The sequence below is a fragment of the Paenibacillus sp. FSL W7-1332 genome (genome assembly GCF_037969785.1).
GTDB lineage: Bacteria > Bacillota > Bacilli > Paenibacillales > Paenibacillaceae > Paenibacillus_AQ.
The window spans coordinates 4,354,010-4,370,969 of record NZ_CP150209.1; the positions used below are offsets into that span (position 1 = coordinate 4,354,010).

Sequence of the window (16,960 nt, forward strand, 5' to 3'; positions counted from 1 at the left end):
TGATGACAGATCTCCAACATAGCTCCTGGCCATGAACCAAGCTCAGGAATTGGACGTAATTTCGCCTCGCTTGCAGCGCTCGATATAATCGTGAACCGCCGCGCTCGTCGGCATCGCATCGGAGCAGCTGTGGCTGGAGATGACAATGCTTGCCGCCGCGCTGCCGAACTCCATGCAGCGCTCGATGGGCCAGCCTTGCATCAGGCCGTACAGAAAACCGGCGGCGTATGAATCCCCCGCTCCGAACGTCTTGATAACCTTCGCCGGAAAGCTTTGTGCCGTATGGCTGGCACCGCCAGGGGTATACGCAATGGAACCTTCCTTGCCGTGCTTGATAATGACGATCTTGGCGTTGTAATCAAACCACTTGGCGGCCGTGATGCGGTCGCTTCGTTCCGGGTTGCCACCGAACTGCTCCATTATGTCGAACTCCTCGCGTGTGCCGAGGATAATATCGCATGTTTCCGCCGCTAAATTGTAGTAGATCGCCGTCTCCTGCGGAGATTTCCATGTGTACGGACGGTAATCGAGGTCAAACGCGATTACGGCCCCGTGGCGCTTGGCATAGTCCAGAGCCAGAAACACAGCTTCCCGGGAAGGACTGGCCGCGAGCGCGGTTCCGGAGATCAGCACCATTTTGGCGGAGGCGATCAGCTCTTCGTTCACGTCCCCTGTCTCCAGCAGCAAGTCCGCGGCGTTGTCGCGGTACATGAGAATGCTGCAGTCGGTGGGACTCTTGATCTCGGTAAAAGCCAGACCCGTCACGGCTCCCGTGTAGTCGGTGGACACGCCTTGAGTCGCAATCCCGTTATTCTCAAGATATTTTTTAATAAAACGTCCCATCTGATCGTCCGCAACCTTGCCGATAAAGCCCGTGTTCAGTCCCAGACGTGCCATCCCGATGCAGATGTTGGCGGGTGATCCGCCCACGTACTTGGTAAACGTGCTCGTTTCCTCCATCGGCCGGTTAATTTCATTGGCGTTCAGGTCGATGCAGAGCCTCCCTACAGCCACGAAATCCACCGGTTTTTCGTTATTGAACGTGATTTCACTCATGGATTAACCTCCTTCTCCTTGATCAGATCGGCCCATGCTGCGAGCACCAATAAACGCATGGCTCCCACTCTCCAATGGCCGTAATTACCTGCAATTCTTTATCCTTTGACACCTGATCACCTACAGCTCTTAACCGTCGAAGCCCGAAGTCTGCTATGCATGCTTTTATCTGTGTTCTCGAGCGATGTCGAATCGCCATGAGCCTGGTTTCAACGATCATGCCGCATAACTTCAGCCCTATAGTTTCTGCTGGCCTTCCAGCCGTTCCAGGTATTCGATGGCCTGCTGAGCGTACTCCTTGGCAGGATGCAGTGCAGGGTCCTGTTCACCCTCCAGCATCGCCCAACCGTCATAGCCGCGCTTGACGAGCTCGCCGATAATCGGCGCAAAGTCAATGCAGCCGTCTCCCGGAACCGTGAACACGCCTCTGCGAATGCAGCTCACAAAATCGCACCGAGCCTGTCGTGCCTGCTCCAAAACATCAAGCCGGACATCCTTCAGATGGATGTACGCAATCCGCTCATAATGCTTGCGGAGCAGTTCAAGCGGATCTGCTCCCCCGTAATAGGCATGACCGGTATCGTACAGGAGAAACACCAGAGAAGGATCGGTCATGGCCATCAGGCGGTCGATTTCGTCCGGCTGCTCCACGACCGTGCCGCCATGGTGATGGTAAGCCAGCTTCATGCCATAACTCGCCGCAATCTCGCCAGCCTGGTTCAGTCCTTCCGCCAGGCTTTCCCATCCGGCGTCATCCAGACGGAGAACGATACTCTCATTCGGCGTCCGTCGGGGATCGAAGTGAAGTGATCCCCCTACCTCCGCCGTGCTGATGACTTTGCTGCCGAATCCGGCCAGAAACTCCGCGTGCCGCCGGTAATCCTCCAGCTCCTGCTTCCGGTAATCGGGATCAGAGAACAGCACCGACTTCCACTGGGAAACCAGCTGAATGCCGCGCGCATCCAGCTCCCGTTTCAGTATCGTCCGATCCTTGGGGAATTTTCTTCCCATCTCCGTACCTGTCAGTCCCAAAGCCGCAATATCATCTACAATCATCTCAAAGGTCGTGTCGTCCCCATGCTCCCTTACATCCTCGCCGACCCAGTTGATGGGGTGGATCCCCAGCTTGAACAGCCTGTTACTCATAACCAGCGCCTCCTTTGTGTGGTTTAGTAGAGTCTTGCTTCCTTGCTTCGGGCAGCCATCTGGCGCTGCGCTTCGGTTACCTTGCCTGAGGCCGACACCTCCGGCACCTCTACGCGCCACCAGGATTCATAACCATCGGTGTTCGTCCCCGGAACGACCGGAATCTCGATCAGCGTCGTGACGGTTTCCTTCTGCGCCAGGAGAAGTGCTTCATGCAGTGCTTCCGGCGAGTTGGCCTTGTAGGCTTTAGCCCCAAGCGCACGAGCGTGTGCCGCGAAATCAATCGGGAGGTATTCACCTGTCAAGCGACCCGTCCCCACTTCGCGGCGTCGGAACTCATTGCCAAACCCATCGCTGCCGTTGCTCCGCTGCAGATTATGAATACATTGGAATCCGTGGTTGTCGAACAGCAATATCGTAATCTTGCGGCCTTCCTGCAAGCTGGTGATCAGCTCCGAGTGCAGCATCAGGTAACTGCCGTCGCCGACCAGCGCATAGACTTCACGGTCCGGCTCCGCGAGAGCGGCTCCCAAGGCGCCGCTCACCTCATACCCCATGCAGGAGAAGCCATACTCCATGTGGTACGTCTTCGGTTCGGAAGGTCTCCATAACCGGTGCAAGTCTCCCGGAAGGCTGCCTGCGGCACAGACGATGATGGAAGATGGGGAGATGACCTCATTGATGACGCCAAGGGCTCTTGTCTGAGACAAGCCGTCCGGATGCTCGGCAGCGTACAAGCGGTCCACCTCGCAGTCCCACGCTGCTTTCAAATCGGCAAGCTCTCGATCTTCGTAACCCGCTTGATAGCCAACCCGAGACAGCTCCTGGTGCAGCGCTTTCAACCCTTCCTTCGCATCGGCAATCAGCGCTTCGCCGCCGAGCTTGGCGCCATCCGCACCGTTGACATTCAGGTTCAGGAACGATACATCCTCCCTTTGAAACGCCCATTTGGAGGACGTGGTAAAGTCCGAATATCGGGTGCCGATACCGATAATCAGATCGGCCTTAGCGGCAGCGCGATTTGCCGCCAACGAGCCCGTTACGCCCATGGCGCCCAGGTTCAGGGGGTGGTTCCAGGGAAGCGCACTTTTGCCGGCCTGCGTTTCTGCGACCGGGATGCCGAAAGCTTCCGCAAATGCAGCCAGGTCGGTGGCTGCATCACTGTAGTGCACGCCTCCTCCGGCAATGATGAGCGGACGCTTGCTGGCTGCAATCCGTCCCGCCGCACGCTTCAGTCGCTCCGCCGACGGCGGGCGGCGGTCGATGACGTGCACCGTTTTCTCAAACAGCGAATCCGGATAATCGTACGCCTCAGCCTGCACGTCCTGAGGCAGCGCCAGCGTAACCGCTCCCGTCTCCGCCGGATCAGTAAGCACACGGATCGCCTGGCGGGCGGCCGCGATAAGCTGCTCCGGCCGGGATATCCGATCCCAGTACCGGCTCACCGGCTTGAAAGCATCTGCGGCCGATACCGTATAATCCGACGGGGCCTCTATCTGCTGCAGCACCGGATCAGGCTGGCGGCAGGCGAAGTTATCGCCAGGCAGCAGCAGCACCGGGATGCGATTCACCGTTGCCGTAGCTGCCGCGGTGACCATATTGAGCGCACCGGGTCCGATGGACGAGGTGCAGGCCCAGATCTGCCGCCGGTTCTTTTGCTTCGCGTATGCCGCAGCGGTATGCACCATGCCCTGCTCATTTTTGCCTTGAACATAAACCAGGTCACCCGCGCTTCGTTCCAAGGCCTCGCCAAGACCGGTTACATTGCCGTGTCCGAATATTCCCATTACCCCATGCACGAATTTCGTCTCCACTCCATCGACGGAAACGTACTGTGCATCCAAAAACTTCAGCAGCGCCTGTGCCATCGTTAATCGTGTCGTCGTCAACCGGTTCATCTCCTTTTCAACTTTTCATCTTCATTGCAGCCTAAGAAAGAAACGTTATGTGAATTAAGCGCTTAACCTATTAGATCTATGCGCCTAACCAACTAAGGGTTAAGCGCTTTAAAGAAAGTGTATGCCTTACTTGCCGCCCAGCATGCCTTTCAATTTTATGATTTCCGCGCCCGCCAGCATCATGATGCCGGTCCCGTGATTGTCATTCACCACGGTGAGCAGGTCATGCTTGTAATAATCCCCGGTAAAGGAATAACGGGATCCGCTGCATACCCCGTGCACGCTGCCGCGGCGATCGATGGCTTTTCCGGTCAGCCCCTGCCATGCCCGAATGGCTGCATCGGCGAACGGTGCGGGATTCTCCAGCCAGCCGAACCTCACGCCTCTGGCAAAGGCATAGGCGAACATAGCTGTACAGGATGCTTCCTCATATACTTCCGGATCAGTAATGACTTGTCTCCAGAGCCCTGACTCTCCCTGGTAGGAAGCGATCCCGGCACACATCTCACGGTAGAATCCAAGCAGGGCCGGTCGGTCCTTATGCTCCCCCGGCAGGCGTTCAAGCAGCTCGGACAAGGAGAACAGGCTCCAGCCGTTTCCACGCCCCCAAGGAATTCGGGTCGCCTTCCCGTATTTGAAGTCAAACACGTGGCTCATCACGCCTTCCTCCGGCATAAACAGATACTCCCGATACCTCAAAAACTGATGGGCCGCGTCATCCAGATAAGAGGAATCGCCTGTAATTTCGGCGTACCGCGACAAGAAAGGCGTGCTCATGTACAGATCATCCGCCCACATCGTATCCGCAGAGTACTCCGAGATGCAGAGACGGTAGAAGGCGCCGTCTTCCCGACGTTCCAGGCGGTTCGTCATAAAGTCCGCAATCACTTCCGCCACATTCAAATAGTCCGGGTTACCGCTTTCCGTGTATGCTTCCAGCATCGCAGAGCCGAAGGAACCACAGTTGTCCAGCATTTTGATCAGCACCAACTGATGGTTAATCGACGGAAATCCATACGTATCCCGATCCCAAACGGCGTATTCATACCATGATGTACAGATGTCGATGTGCGCGTGAGCAAATTTCGCAATATCCGGCCGCTTCAGGATTCGCGACGTCTGAAGCAGGCCGTACATCGTCACCCCAAGCGGATAGTCCCAGCGCCCGAAATTGGTGGCAGAACCGGAGGTCCATTTGTTGCTCAGCATTGCGTTCTCATAGAACGGCCTGACCCGGCGGCCCGGCGCATCCAGGGACCAGCCGGTCAAACCGCCGCTATCCGCGCGCGGGAACAGCCGTCGTACCGAACACACCTCCTTCTGTATTTCCTCCTTCTCTGCAGCCAGCGGCCCGGCAAATAGCCACGGAGAAGGTGCGCCCTGGACTTGAACCGGAAGCACAAAGTCCAGCTCTTTCTCTGAACCATAGGCCTCAAGCTCAAATCCCCATCCGGATGGCCCACTAGAGCATCGTACGAGAAGATCCCCTCGGCTGGCCGCAGCAGGAATCTCGCAGCCAAAATTGCCGCACCCTTGAGTATCCAACACGGGTTTCCCGTCGATCCATACTTCCGTCCGCCCCAGAGCGCGGCCTCTAAGCACAACACAGTCAACGCCTGCCGGCACATGCAATCGGCTCCAGGCATAACCCGATACCGGGAGCTTCGGCAAGCCAAACATACGCTCAAAATTCGGCTTCTCCGCTTCTTCCTCGCTCCAGCCTGTGACCGGGAGCCAGCTAACACCGGTCTCGCCTTCAGTTCCGTGGGCATTCGGAAAGATACCGCTTTCTCCGAACATGCCGGCGGTCAACGGCCCGGCATACGCCCAACCGGCAGCTTCCTTCCGATCAGCAAACGGGGATAACACCTGCAAAATTCTGACCTTGCCCTCCTGGGCGCCAAATCGGCAGCCGAAGCCAGCTTCGGTCCTGCACGCCTCAATCAGCAGCGTATTCCAGCCGGGTTTCAGAACAAGCGGAACAACGATTTTTGCATCCGGCTTCATCTCGTCCTCGGCTCCCGAGCGGTACATCAGCTGATCGTTCAGATAGAACCGTACAGGGCTGAACGGCATAATCCCGGCGTCAAGCGAACGCTCATCGTCGCTCCAGACCAAGCCAAGCGCATAGGCGGCGTCCCCCGGCCTCGCATCCCGGAACCGGTCGCCGAAGTTGAAATTATAGAACCCTTCCTCGGTCTGAAGAATACCTGTTTCAGCGAACGAGCGCAGCGAGAACGGAATTTCCGGGTTCGCTCCAATGTAGCGGTCGGATATGGTCTTCAGCACTCCGGCATCATCATCACCCAACCAATACCGGATGCTCTCACGAGCTTCGATATAGCTTGTCATGAAGCTCCACTTCCTTCCGTTTGAGCTTGCTCTGCCGGAGAAAGCTTGATGTGAATCTCCTTCTCGAACGGAGTTACCACGTTCAGCAGCAGCGTTCGGCACCCAAGCGGATAAACCGCTTCCCGGACGCCCGCCGCTGTGTGCTGAAATTCGCCGCCGCTAATTTCCATCCACTCGCCGTCCATCTCGTAGCGAATGCTCCCTTCCATCCAGAACTGAGCATCCACGCCGGCGGGAGCAAGCTCTCCACCGCTAAGGGCTCCAGCTGCCGGAAATATGAGCGAGATCTGCGATACGACTTCCTCCGGCTCCGTCGAGGAAATGACCAGCTTCCAGCCATCAACGGTTTCCAGCACGTCCACCCCCACCTTATGCTGCTGCACATGCGTCTGGGGACGGCGGTGATGCGGCAGCAGATACCAAGGGCTGATGTCTGCCTTGGTGCTTGCAGGCAGATCGGCTTCCGGCACCGGCCCGTTGTAGCCCTTCTCCTGTTCGCCGGATAGCCGATACCCATCCTCCAACGTCGCCATCCGGCTCATCTTGACAAAGCCGGGGTCGAAGTAGGAGGCGAACTGCACACCCAGCAAACGAGCCGCTCCATGACGAATAGAAAAGAAGGAGGACATTTCCGTGCTGACGGTCACGCTGGTATGTCCTGCACGGATTCGGGCGACCGGAGCGCCAAAATCCGTATGCATCCGGCTGTAACGGATGACACCGTGATGACCGGCACCTGCAAACCCGGACAGGTAGCGCTCCCTTGGAAATTCTCCGTTCAGCACGACGCGATAATGCTCCGGCATCGGCGTTATCTCCGCACCCTGGCGCTTTAGCCCCGGATCCAAGAGCAGCCGAACGGCTGCGTTGGTCGGTGCTCCGCCGGGATGCTTCAGCAGAGACAGCGACTGTTCCGCCATCCCCTGAAATACCGGATCACGGTCCAGCGAGGCCATCATCAGACACGGCAGAAAATATCCCGACATATCGAAGCTTTGACCAAAATCCTGCCGCCCGGAATATTCGGTGACAATCTTCCCGTCCGGGTGAACCAGATAGGACATCATCTTCAAATTGGCACGGACCGGGATCAGAAGCTCCGGACGCTTCAGCAACCTGGCCGCATGAATCAGCATGACGTCGCTGACGACGTTGTAGATCCCGTTGCTGCGCTCGGTCCATTCCCCGTCCGCCGTGGCATCCATGCCTTCGGCGAGCCACTCCTCCGCCCGCTTCAAGGCGTCGTGCGAATCAAAGAGCTCATTCAAGAAGCCCAGCGCCGCGCAGATGACCCACCGATGATTCGGCGTATGGCAGCCTCCGGTAATCAGCGCGGGCAAGGTCCGTTCCAGGAACAGGAGCATATCCGCCGCCGTTTCCTTCAAGTCCTCCCAGCCGTCAGCCATAAGCAGCTGCGCGGTTTGCGCGTAACCAACCACCACGAAGGCGGTATCCGGAGGAGAATGGAAATTCGTCCACCCGGGCGAAATCGTGCCGTCGCTATGCTGAGCCGCAAGCATATAGCGCGCAGCAAGCGCAATCCGACGGGCGAGCTCGTGATTGCGGTAATACTCGGATGCCGGATTGCAAAGCGCGGCGGCCCAGATCGCCATGGCGGTCGGTGTCCCGCTGTTATGGTTGGGTGAGGGCAAACCGTTCTCCAAGGTACGAACCCCGCCATACCAGCGATGTGCCTGCTCCATAATCTGGCGGTCCGTCCCCTCCCGAACCCAGCCGTCATTGACTTCAAAAACTTTGTTATACATATACAATCCTCCTGATATCCGTCGTCCTTAACCCTTCACGGCTCCCAGCATCACGCCGCTGACGAAGTAACGCTGCAGCCATGGATACACGATTAGAATCGGCACCGTGGCAAATACGACGCTGGCCGCTTTCAAGCTTTCCGTGGTTGCTCTGACACCCGCTGCAGGTCCCTCGTTACGAGTCAGATCCGTTATCATATTGTTCTGTACCAATTGATACAGCTTCAGCTGGAGCGGATACAGCTCTTCGCTTGTAATGTACAACAGCGTGTCCTGAAATCCGTTCCAGCGCCCGACCGCATAGAACAGGCTTAGCGTTGCTATGACCGGCAATGACAGCGGCAGAATAATCCGAAGCATCGTTCCGATCTGGCTGGTGCCGTCAATCTCGGCCGCTTCCTCAAGACTTTCCGGAATTCCGTTAAAGAAGGAGATCAGGATAATCAGATAGAACGGACTGATCAGTCCCGGAAGAACCAGGGACCATATCGTATCCAGCAAATTCAGGTCTTTCACGAGAATGTATTCCGGGATAATGCCCCCGCTGAAGAACATGGTCACAATGATGATAAACATGAAGATTTTGCGGCCTTTCAGCTTCTTTTTTGTCAGTGGATAAGCGGCAATCATCGTCATGATCATGCACAGCACCGTCGTCAGCAATGTGAGCATGACCGTAAAGCCGAGAGACCGGATCATGCTGGAATCCGAGAATACGGATTTATAAGCCTGAAGGCTGAACTCTACCGGAAACAAAGTCACGTCACCTGACGTTACTGCACGATTTGAGCTGAAGGAGATGGCGATAATATGGAAAAAGGGTGCCAGGCAAATAAGAACAAAAAGTGCAAGCAGGATGATGTTTACGGTATCAAAAACGCGGTTCGACACACGCTCGCTCATGAGTGATACTCCTTTCTGCAAAAACGTTAAATGATGGACTCGTCCGTCAGTTTTTTGGATGCATAGTTGGCTCCAAGGATAAAGACCAAGCCAACGACAGCCTGGAACAGGCCGACCACCGTCGCCAGCGTATACTGCCCGGATTCCAAACCGGTCCGGTACACATAGGTACTCAGCACGTCGGAGTAATCCATGACCGCTTTATTGCCGATGACAAACGGACGGTCAAAACCGATCGAGATCATATTCCCGAGGTTGATGATGAGGAGCGTTACAATCGTCGTCTTCAAGCCCGGCAGCGTGATATACCAGATTCGTTTAAACCTGCCTGCCCCGTCCACTTCCGCCGCTTCAAACAGCTCCTTGTTGATCCCGGTTAAGGCAGCCAGATAGAGGATGGTTCCCCAGCCTGCGCTCTGCCATACACCCGTCGCCAGGTAGGTGATGAGCCATGTATTTTTTTCGGTTAGAAAAGGCACCGAATCAAAGCCGAGCGCCATCAGCATATTGTTGATCATGCCGGATTGCGTACCAAACACCTGGTATACAATGCCGCCTATAATAACCCATGAAATAAAATGGGGAATATACAATATCGTTTGGGATAAACGTTTGAACCATCGGATTCGGAGTTCATGCAGCATAATCGCCAGAATCAACGGGGCCGGAAATGACACCAAGAGATCCAGCAGATTGAGCATCAGTGTGTTGCGCAGTGTTTTATAAAAGTCCTGTGTCTGGAAGACTTCTCGGAAGGCATCCAGTCCAATCCATTCGCTTCCGGTGATGCCCTGGAAGAAATTGAAATCCTTAAAAGCAATCTGAACGCCCCACATTGGGCCGTATTTGAAAATGATAAAGTAGACCAAAGGCAGAACAAGCAGTGCATATAATTGCCAGTACCGGCGCAGGTAAACGGTTCCTCTCATCTGAATCATCCTCTCCTTGCTCATGACGCCGGGAGCGAAGGGACGGCCTCTTGTATATAGCCGTCCTTTCCTTGTCCCGCTGCGGAGTATCTTTATTTGGATTGCATCTCCTGATAAACCTTGGTCCGCTCATCAAGAATCGCCTGGCCGCCGCTGACCATGTAATCCTTCATCGTAGCTTCGAACACTTTCTCGAAGTCTTCCGGTTTGGCCATCGCCGTCTTTACGATCATCTCTTCGTATTTGGCTTGGAGGTTCGTGCCGTATTTCGCTTCGGCTTCGATCGGTCGGTCAAAGTTGACCGGCTTAAACGTATCCGTTGCCGCTATTTCGACGGCCTTGCGGTGCAGATCCTGGAACTTCTCCGGGAAGTTGGTCGTCAGCTTCTCCCGGTTCTGTGCCTCGTCGCCAACAAAGTTACCGTTAGCGATAATGGCAATGTCGCCGGAGTTGTAAAGACGATCAATCACATCTTGAGGAGCGTCGGTCTTCATGACGGGAATGCCGTCCACCATTTCATAGTTTTCGCCTTCCACGCCGTTTTGCAGAGCCAGCAGATTGGCAGGATCGGCCATCCAATTCAGGTATTTAATCGCTTCCACAGCATGGCTGCTTGTTTTCGGAATCATGATATACATGCCGTTTGGCGCATATTCGGGCTTCGCGCGCTTGCCTTCGGAGTTGGTGAATGGATCGATCGGTTCCAGTTTGGCATCCGGCTGGTTTTTCAGCAGCGTATCATAGGTGCCGTCCGCATAGTACAAGTTCGGATAATCCTCTGTCAGGAAACCAGTGAGGCCATTCGTTACATCCTGGGTCAACTGCTTCTTGTCTTCGTCCAAACTGAAGTCACGGCTGATCAGCCCCTCATTGTACAGCTTGTTGAAGAATTGAAGCGCATCCTTGAAGCCCGGAAGCAGGGTCGGGTAGTCATTCGCTCCGAGCTTTTGGAGCTGCGTGTACTTCTGTTCATCCGTGGTCGGCTGGATAAAGGACCAGATTAACGGATCGTATTGAGCCGGTTCGATTGTCATGCCGAAAGGAATGACCTTGCCGCCGGTTTCGCCCGGATCCTTTTCTTTGAAAGCTTTCAAGACCTCGTACAGCTCATCCGTGGTTTGTGGCACGTCCATCCCGAGCTTCTCTAACCAGTCGGTACGGATAAAGGAAGAATACTTACCCAGGAAAGCCCGCTTTCCAGGAACGGCAAACTGTTTGCCCATGTACTGGCCGTAACTCATCGCGTCCTCATCGAGGAATTCCTTCAGGTTCGGACCGTGCTCGTTGATCAGATCGGTCAGTTCCGTCAGTCCGCCCTGCTCCGCGTAGCGATTGAAGGTAGGGGTGTCGTACGTAAAAACAATATCCGGCACGTTGCCGCCGCTGGCCATCAGAACGTTCAGCTTCTTGATCTCCTCCGAACGGGGTACCGGTACAAATTCCATCTTAATGTTGTTAGGAGTTCCAAAGTTGTCCTGGATGTATCTCGTTAGGTAGCTGTCGGTTATGGTGTATGGCTTCGGTGTATTGCCGCGATCAAATATTTCGACCTTCAGCGTGACCTGCTTACCATCCTTAGAGCCGGAATCTCCGCTTCCGCTTGAAGTATTGGTGCTGCCGCCCGAGTCTGATGAACACCCGGATAATACGACCGTTCCAGCCAATAGCATGACGAGCGAGAGCTTTGCGAGCTTGCCCCATTTTTTCTTGCTTGCCGCCATAGTTACATCCCCTTTTCTTATTTTGATATTGCCCTACCGTTCGCGCCGTTCTCTTAATTGAATATATCCTGCGGATACATCCCTGCGCTGCTTTGGGATCCATTCATGTAAGCGCTTAACCCGTGGGGTGTCCTCAGTATGCCTCAGAGGCCCGGGTATGACAATAAACCAAATTCCAAACCCCAGAATGCGCATGGTTACACGGTTTCTCGGTTTAGCAATGACTATTTTCGCATCATAAACCGTTTTCATACGATCGCCTTAAACCTTGCTGCATCCACGGTTTGTTCCGGATGTTGAACGTCCCGCTAAATGAAGCCCCAGGCTTGAAATTTGCCGTGCATATGCAAAAATACGAAACGGGTGCTGCTCCCAATCGGAAACTTCTGCACCCGCTTCTTGATAAACTATAGTCATAAACTGCTTTCGCAATCCAAGCCGCTCGTTTATGATCCCGGCTCCATACCAGGAGACGGCTTCATCTTCAGCTTGCGGTAATCTCCCGGCGTCACACCGGCCGTCCGTTTGAACACCCGCCCGAACGTAATGGCGTTTGCATACCCGATTTTCTCCGCAATTTCCTGTATGGAGAACTCGGTCTCCGCCAGCAGCTCCTCCGCCCGCTTCATCCGCAGCTGAACCAGGAAATCAACGAACTTCATATCGTATTCCATTTTAAACAGATAGCTTGCGTATTTGCCTGAAATCTGAAAACGGTCGCTAAGATGCTTTAGGGACAAATCCGGATCTTCAAAATGCTCTTCGATATAGTGCTTCATCTCACTGATCATGGCCCGGTAGCTTTTGGTTTCACTGAGCGCAACGTAAGTACGGTAAGTTTCCGTTAGTTGATCGCTGATCCTGCTCTGGAGCTCCTCCAGGGTCGCTGCTCCCGCCAGCATATGGTCCTTGCTCTCCGAAAGCTGATCCCGCAGCTCGCCGGATAACACCCCAACCTCCCGGGACAGCAGCTGAAGCATGCTGTTGACCAGAGAACGGATGATATCGTCCTTCAGCCGCTCCTCCTTGAACGAAACGAACATATCCTGCAGACGGTTTCTCCAGCCATCGTTATTTAAGCGAAAGTCCTTGACCAGCTCCGAAATTTCCGTCAGATAAGGAAGCAGGTGGCTTAAATCCTCCTTGGACAGCTCATCGCCAATCAGGACGCCATGATCCCCCATTACCAGTCTATAACCGAGCGCCTCCGAGGCGGAGCGGTACGAGGCCCCGATCTCATGAAGCCCGGTGACCGTACTGCCCAGCCCGAAGCTCATAGGCAGGCGAAGCTTTTCCTCAACCCAGCCGCGGCATTCCTCGGCAGCATGGATCAGGGCCGGACGAGTCTCGTCCTTTACCTCCGGCAGCGCGATCAGAATACCGACGCGGCTGCCGGAGATCCATTCGAGCCAGCTGTTGAAGCCGGCATTGCGTGAAAGCTCCTGGAACACGTTCATCAAGGCAAACTTCAACACATTCTGGTCCCGAGCGGTATGAACATCCTGAAAGCCGCTGTAGTCATTGATTTCACCGAGCATCATAACATAGCCAACCGGTTGTTCCGTCAGGGTCATCGGGGTCAGCTCGCTCATCCTCGATTGCAGCTCCTCCTCGTGCTTCTGCCCGCCGATCAGGTCCATAAACAGCTGACTGCGCTGAAGCTGGAGATTCTCGTCGTGCTTTTTGTCATAATCCATGGACCTGTTGATCAGGCTTTCAAGCGCGCTGTCGATCACGGATAATTCATCCTTAGCCGCCTGCGGCATGTTCAGCTGAATGGATTCTATGCGGTTCATCATGGCTTTGATCGGCTGATAATTCCGCCTGCTAATATAAACGATGTAAATAACGGCAAGCACCACGGTCACGAACCCGATGACGACCCAGATATAGGATACGACCGACACCCAAGCATAGAGCTGGCCCGCACGGAGGCCGCTTTCAAAAGTCCAACCCAGCTGTTCCGATTGCAGCATTGTCAGCACCTTGCCTTCTTTGGCCCGGTTATCCTCTCCCGTCTGGGATGCTTCGAAGATCAGCTCCCCGCTGGAATCCAGAATATTCAAAAAGGAAACGCTGTCATTTATCATCGGATTGATCATCTGCTCCAACCGATACATGCTGACGTTTATCACCAGCAGTCCCTGGCTTCCGAAGGGGAGCGGCAAATTTTTGTACATGGAGATGACCTGCTTCGGTTCGTTCTCCCCGAGACCCGTCATGGAGCGTACGGCCGACCAGCCCCGATAATCGTGCTCCTTCACGGCGTGCTCGATAAATGAACGGTCCGGAAACGACGAGAGGGAGCTCTGTCCGCTGGTAGTCAGCACGGACTGATCCGAATGACGGTACAAATAGACCGATTCAATCATGTCGCTGTCCGTTTGCAGCACGCGAAGTCGTTTCACCAGCGAATACATCAAATTTTGGTCGGATGACGGGGTACTGAACAGATAGCTCGAGTATAGGGAACTCGTCTCCACTTCGTTCAGCACGTTCATCTCAATTGCATGGATGGAGCGGTCGAGGTCTTCCATAATAAATCTCGTGGATATCCCGTTTGCCTTGGCCGCTTCTTCGCGTGAAGCCTCATTAAACATAATGAAAGAAAGAAATACGATAATGGTAATGGTGATAAGGAAAATGGGAAAATAGGAAAGAAGCAGCTTGCGATACCAGTTTTGCTGCAAAGAGGTCATTCCTTTCTCTTCCAGGTTAAGCGTTTTACTTATGCTTGTCCTTTATTGTAGCACGGCTTTGTCCCCCACTGGAAGAGGGATGTCTTTAAAGGAAGGACTCCTGCAACGCAAAACCAAAAAGCCGCGAATCCCCGCGGCTCCTTGTACCCTATATGTTTTTGTTCCCCAGACAACACATTCCTGTGCAAGCCATCCTCCAGCCAAGGCTAGAGTTGTATGAAAATGCCGCCGAAACTACTCACTTGTTCCCTTCATGAACTCCGATATCATGACTTTCTGTCCCGTCTTGGCACTCTCCAAGGCAGCCAGCACCATCGCCATGCTGTAGACGTTGTCGCTGCAATCCGTCTCCGGCTTGATGCCCGCTTCGAGGGCATAAAACATATGTTCCAGGCAGCCATGATGTCCGGTCTTCTCCATGACGGGCAGCGTTCCTTCCGTCCGTTCATACCTCCGTATGAAATTTCCTGATTGATCCCCTTCCGCCACGAACTCCGCATAAATCTCATCATGACCGTCCCAGATTGCCGTTCCTCTCTCTCCCGTTACGCGCCATGCGGCCTCCCAGGAGGTCTGAGCACCTTCGGCACACCAGGAACCGCGGTAATTGAACACGGAGCCGTCCGACATTTCATAGATGCATATCGCCATCGCGTTACCGGCATACCAGGACCCCGGCGGGTTAAACTCCTGACAGTACACGGATACCGGATTGGCTCCGCTGATCATTCGGGCCTGGTCGAAGGTGTGAATGGCCATGTCGAGCAGCAATGGACTGTCCATCAGGTCCCGAAACCCGCCGAAATGGGCGCCCAGAAAAAAATCCGCCCCTATAAAACCGGGTTTTCCAATCGCGCCGCTATCAATCAAATCCTTGAACGCCCTAATTCGCGGATCAAATCGGCGGTTTTGCATGACGGCATGCGTTCTGCCCACAGACTCGGCCAGCTTCACGATATCCAGGCATTCCGTCATCGATTCCGCTAACGGTTTTTCGCTGAATACATGGCACCCGTGCTTAAGCGCTGCCGTGCTAATCCCATAGTGGCTGGCGGGAATGGTCACATCAAATACGATATTCGCTTCGCTTGAAGTAAGAGCCTCCGTAATATTTGTATAGATGGGACAAGAAAGCCCATGCCGATCGGCAAATGCCTGTGCAAACTTTTCCTGGATATCCACGAGGCCCACGATTTCAACGTCCTCACGCCCTTTTGCATATTCCGCCCATGTATTCGCCATACTGCCGCATCCTGCTATCACAACTTTAAATGTCGTGTTCATGCTTGTTAACTCCCCCTGAATACGTCATATTGTCGTAAACCGCTTACAAATCTTTTTCCTAACCCGTTGTCATCATTCCGATATTGGCTTATTGTAAGTGAAGCAACTTCATTATAATGGCGGAACTCAACATTTTCTCTATACAACCTTGTGCATTACCACTCTAATCTTGCGGTTCGAGGTGAATTCGCTTGTCCAATCCAAGAGAGCTTCATGAGAATACGAGACTTGACTACAAAGCTTATCCCGTGCAGGTATTTCATAACTTCTGCTCCCATGCCAAAATGAAAGACTGTATCCTGTATCTCCACTGGCATGAGCACTTTGAGATCATTAGCATGCGCCAAGGACACGCGGTATTCCATATTGATACAACTCCGTATGACGTAAAGGCCGGGGAAGTCATTATCATCCCCGGCGGCAGCCTTCACGTGGGATATGCGCTTGAAGATGGCGACGTACGATTTGATTGTGTCGTGGTGAATGCATCCCTCTTTAACGATTTCCTTCATGATCCGATTCATGCGCGTTATGTCGCTCCCTATATGGAAGGCCGGCTCCGTTTCCCCGTCAAGCCTGCCGAGAGCCACCCAGCTGGCGCAGACTGCTATCCGCTGCTGGATGAAGTCATTGAAGAGCTTGTAACGCGTCGTCCAGCCTATGAGCTTGTAGCCAAGTCCAAGCTGTACACCCTGTTCGTTCTGCTGGCGCGCACATTCATGCCCGCACCGTTCACGGAGAAGACGGCCGAGCCGTATTTTGCGAATCGGGACCGTTATAAAACACTCATTCAACACATCGAGAGCAACATCGGCGAGAAATTGTCGGTTGAGGCCGCCGCGGCGGCGGTCGGTTTGAATCCGTTTCATTTTTGCAAAATGTTCAAGCGTTTAACAGGGCGCACTTTCGTGGATTACGTCAATCTAACCCGAATGAATGAAGCGGAGAAGTTGCTTCGTGAAGGGACTTTAACCATCACCGAGATTGCCGGCATCGTCGGCTGCAGCAACCCGAATTATTTTACCAAGCTGTACAAACAGTACAAGGGCATGACACCTTCCCAGGCTAGACTGTTATAAACCCTGATTTCAGAATCAATCCTTTGCGAACTATATCCCGGCCCATGATCTCTACGAGAACGGTAACTGTATCCATCAGCATTGTGAATATGCATAAAAAAAGACTCAACATCCAGCTGCTTGCGCT

At 54.1% G+C, this 16,960-nt stretch carries 11 protein-coding genes; 1 reads left to right on the plus strand and 10 read right to left on the minus strand.

Annotated features, from left to right (window positions below):
• Nucleotides 1–42 precede the first annotated feature (42 nt).
• From iolC to MKX98_RS19460, 10 genes are all read right to left on the minus strand, one after another.
• A complete protein-coding gene (gene iolC / locus MKX98_RS19415) occupies nt 43–1,056 on the minus strand; it encodes a 5-dehydro-2-deoxygluconokinase (RefSeq protein ID WP_220684867.1) in 1,014 nt (337 codons plus the stop codon).
• 237 nt (nt 1,057–1,293) lie between these two features.
• A complete protein-coding gene (iolE, locus tag MKX98_RS19420) occupies nt 1,294–2,202 on the minus strand; it encodes a myo-inosose-2 dehydratase (protein ID WP_194543206.1) in 909 nt (302 codons plus the stop codon).
• Nucleotides 2,203–2,225: 23 nt separating this feature from the next.
• The gene (gene iolD / locus MKX98_RS19425; protein WP_220684866.1) at nt 2,226–4,091 is read right to left on the minus strand and encodes a 3D-(3,5/4)-trihydroxycyclohexane-1,2-dione acylhydrolase (decyclizing); all 1,866 of its coding nucleotides are present in this window, start codon (nt 4,089–4,091) and stop codon (nt 2,226–2,228) included.
• A 135-nt stretch (nt 4,092–4,226) separates the two neighbouring features.
• Nucleotides 4,227–6,452 carry a glycoside hydrolase family 88 protein gene (locus MKX98_RS19430; RefSeq protein ID WP_339217957.1) on the minus strand — a complete coding sequence of 742 codons (2,226 nt, stop codon included), beginning with the start codon at nt 6,450–6,452 and terminating at the stop codon, nt 4,227–4,229.
• On the minus strand, nt 6,449–8,218 hold the full coding sequence (locus MKX98_RS19435; RefSeq protein WP_339217959.1) for a hypothetical protein: 1,770 nt from the start codon (nt 8,216–8,218) through the stop codon (nt 6,449–6,451). Before MKX98_RS19435 ends, MKX98_RS19430 begins: the two co-directional genes overlap by 4 nt.
• 27 nt (nt 8,219–8,245) lie before the next feature.
• Nucleotides 8,246–9,121: a carbohydrate ABC transporter permease gene (locus MKX98_RS19440; RefSeq protein ID WP_339217961.1), complete on the minus strand. Its 876-nt coding sequence runs from the start codon at nt 9,119–9,121 to the stop codon at nt 8,246–8,248.
• Between the two features lie 26 nt (nt 9,122–9,147).
• Nucleotides 9,148–10,050: an ABC transporter permease subunit gene (locus MKX98_RS19445; protein WP_220687382.1), complete on the minus strand. Its 903-nt coding sequence runs from the start codon at nt 10,048–10,050 to the stop codon at nt 9,148–9,150.
• Nucleotides 10,051–10,142: 92 nt separating this feature from the next.
• The gene (locus MKX98_RS19450; protein ID WP_220684863.1) at nt 10,143–11,771 is read right to left on the minus strand and encodes an extracellular solute-binding protein; all 1,629 of its coding nucleotides are present in this window, start codon (nt 11,769–11,771) and stop codon (nt 10,143–10,145) included.
• Nucleotides 11,772–12,217: 446 nt separating this feature from the next.
• Nucleotides 12,218–14,470, minus strand: coding sequence for a helix-turn-helix domain-containing protein (locus tag MKX98_RS19455; protein ID WP_339217967.1), 2,253 nt, complete (start codon nt 14,468–14,470; stop codon nt 12,218–12,220).
• A gap of 234 nt (nt 14,471–14,704) precedes the next feature.
• Nucleotides 14,705–15,754 carry a Gfo/Idh/MocA family oxidoreductase gene (locus MKX98_RS19460; protein ID WP_339217969.1) on the minus strand — a complete coding sequence of 350 codons (1,050 nt, stop codon included), beginning with the start codon at nt 15,752–15,754 and terminating at the stop codon, nt 14,705–14,707.
• Nucleotides 15,755–15,945: 191 nt separating this feature from the next.
• On the opposite strand from MKX98_RS19460, the gene MKX98_RS19465 reads away from it, so the two are divergent.
• On the plus strand, nt 15,946–16,833 hold the full coding sequence (locus MKX98_RS19465; protein WP_194543212.1) for an AraC family transcriptional regulator: 888 nt from the start codon (nt 15,946–15,948) through the stop codon (nt 16,831–16,833).
• The last annotated feature ends 127 nt before the right edge of the window (nt 16,834–16,960 follow it).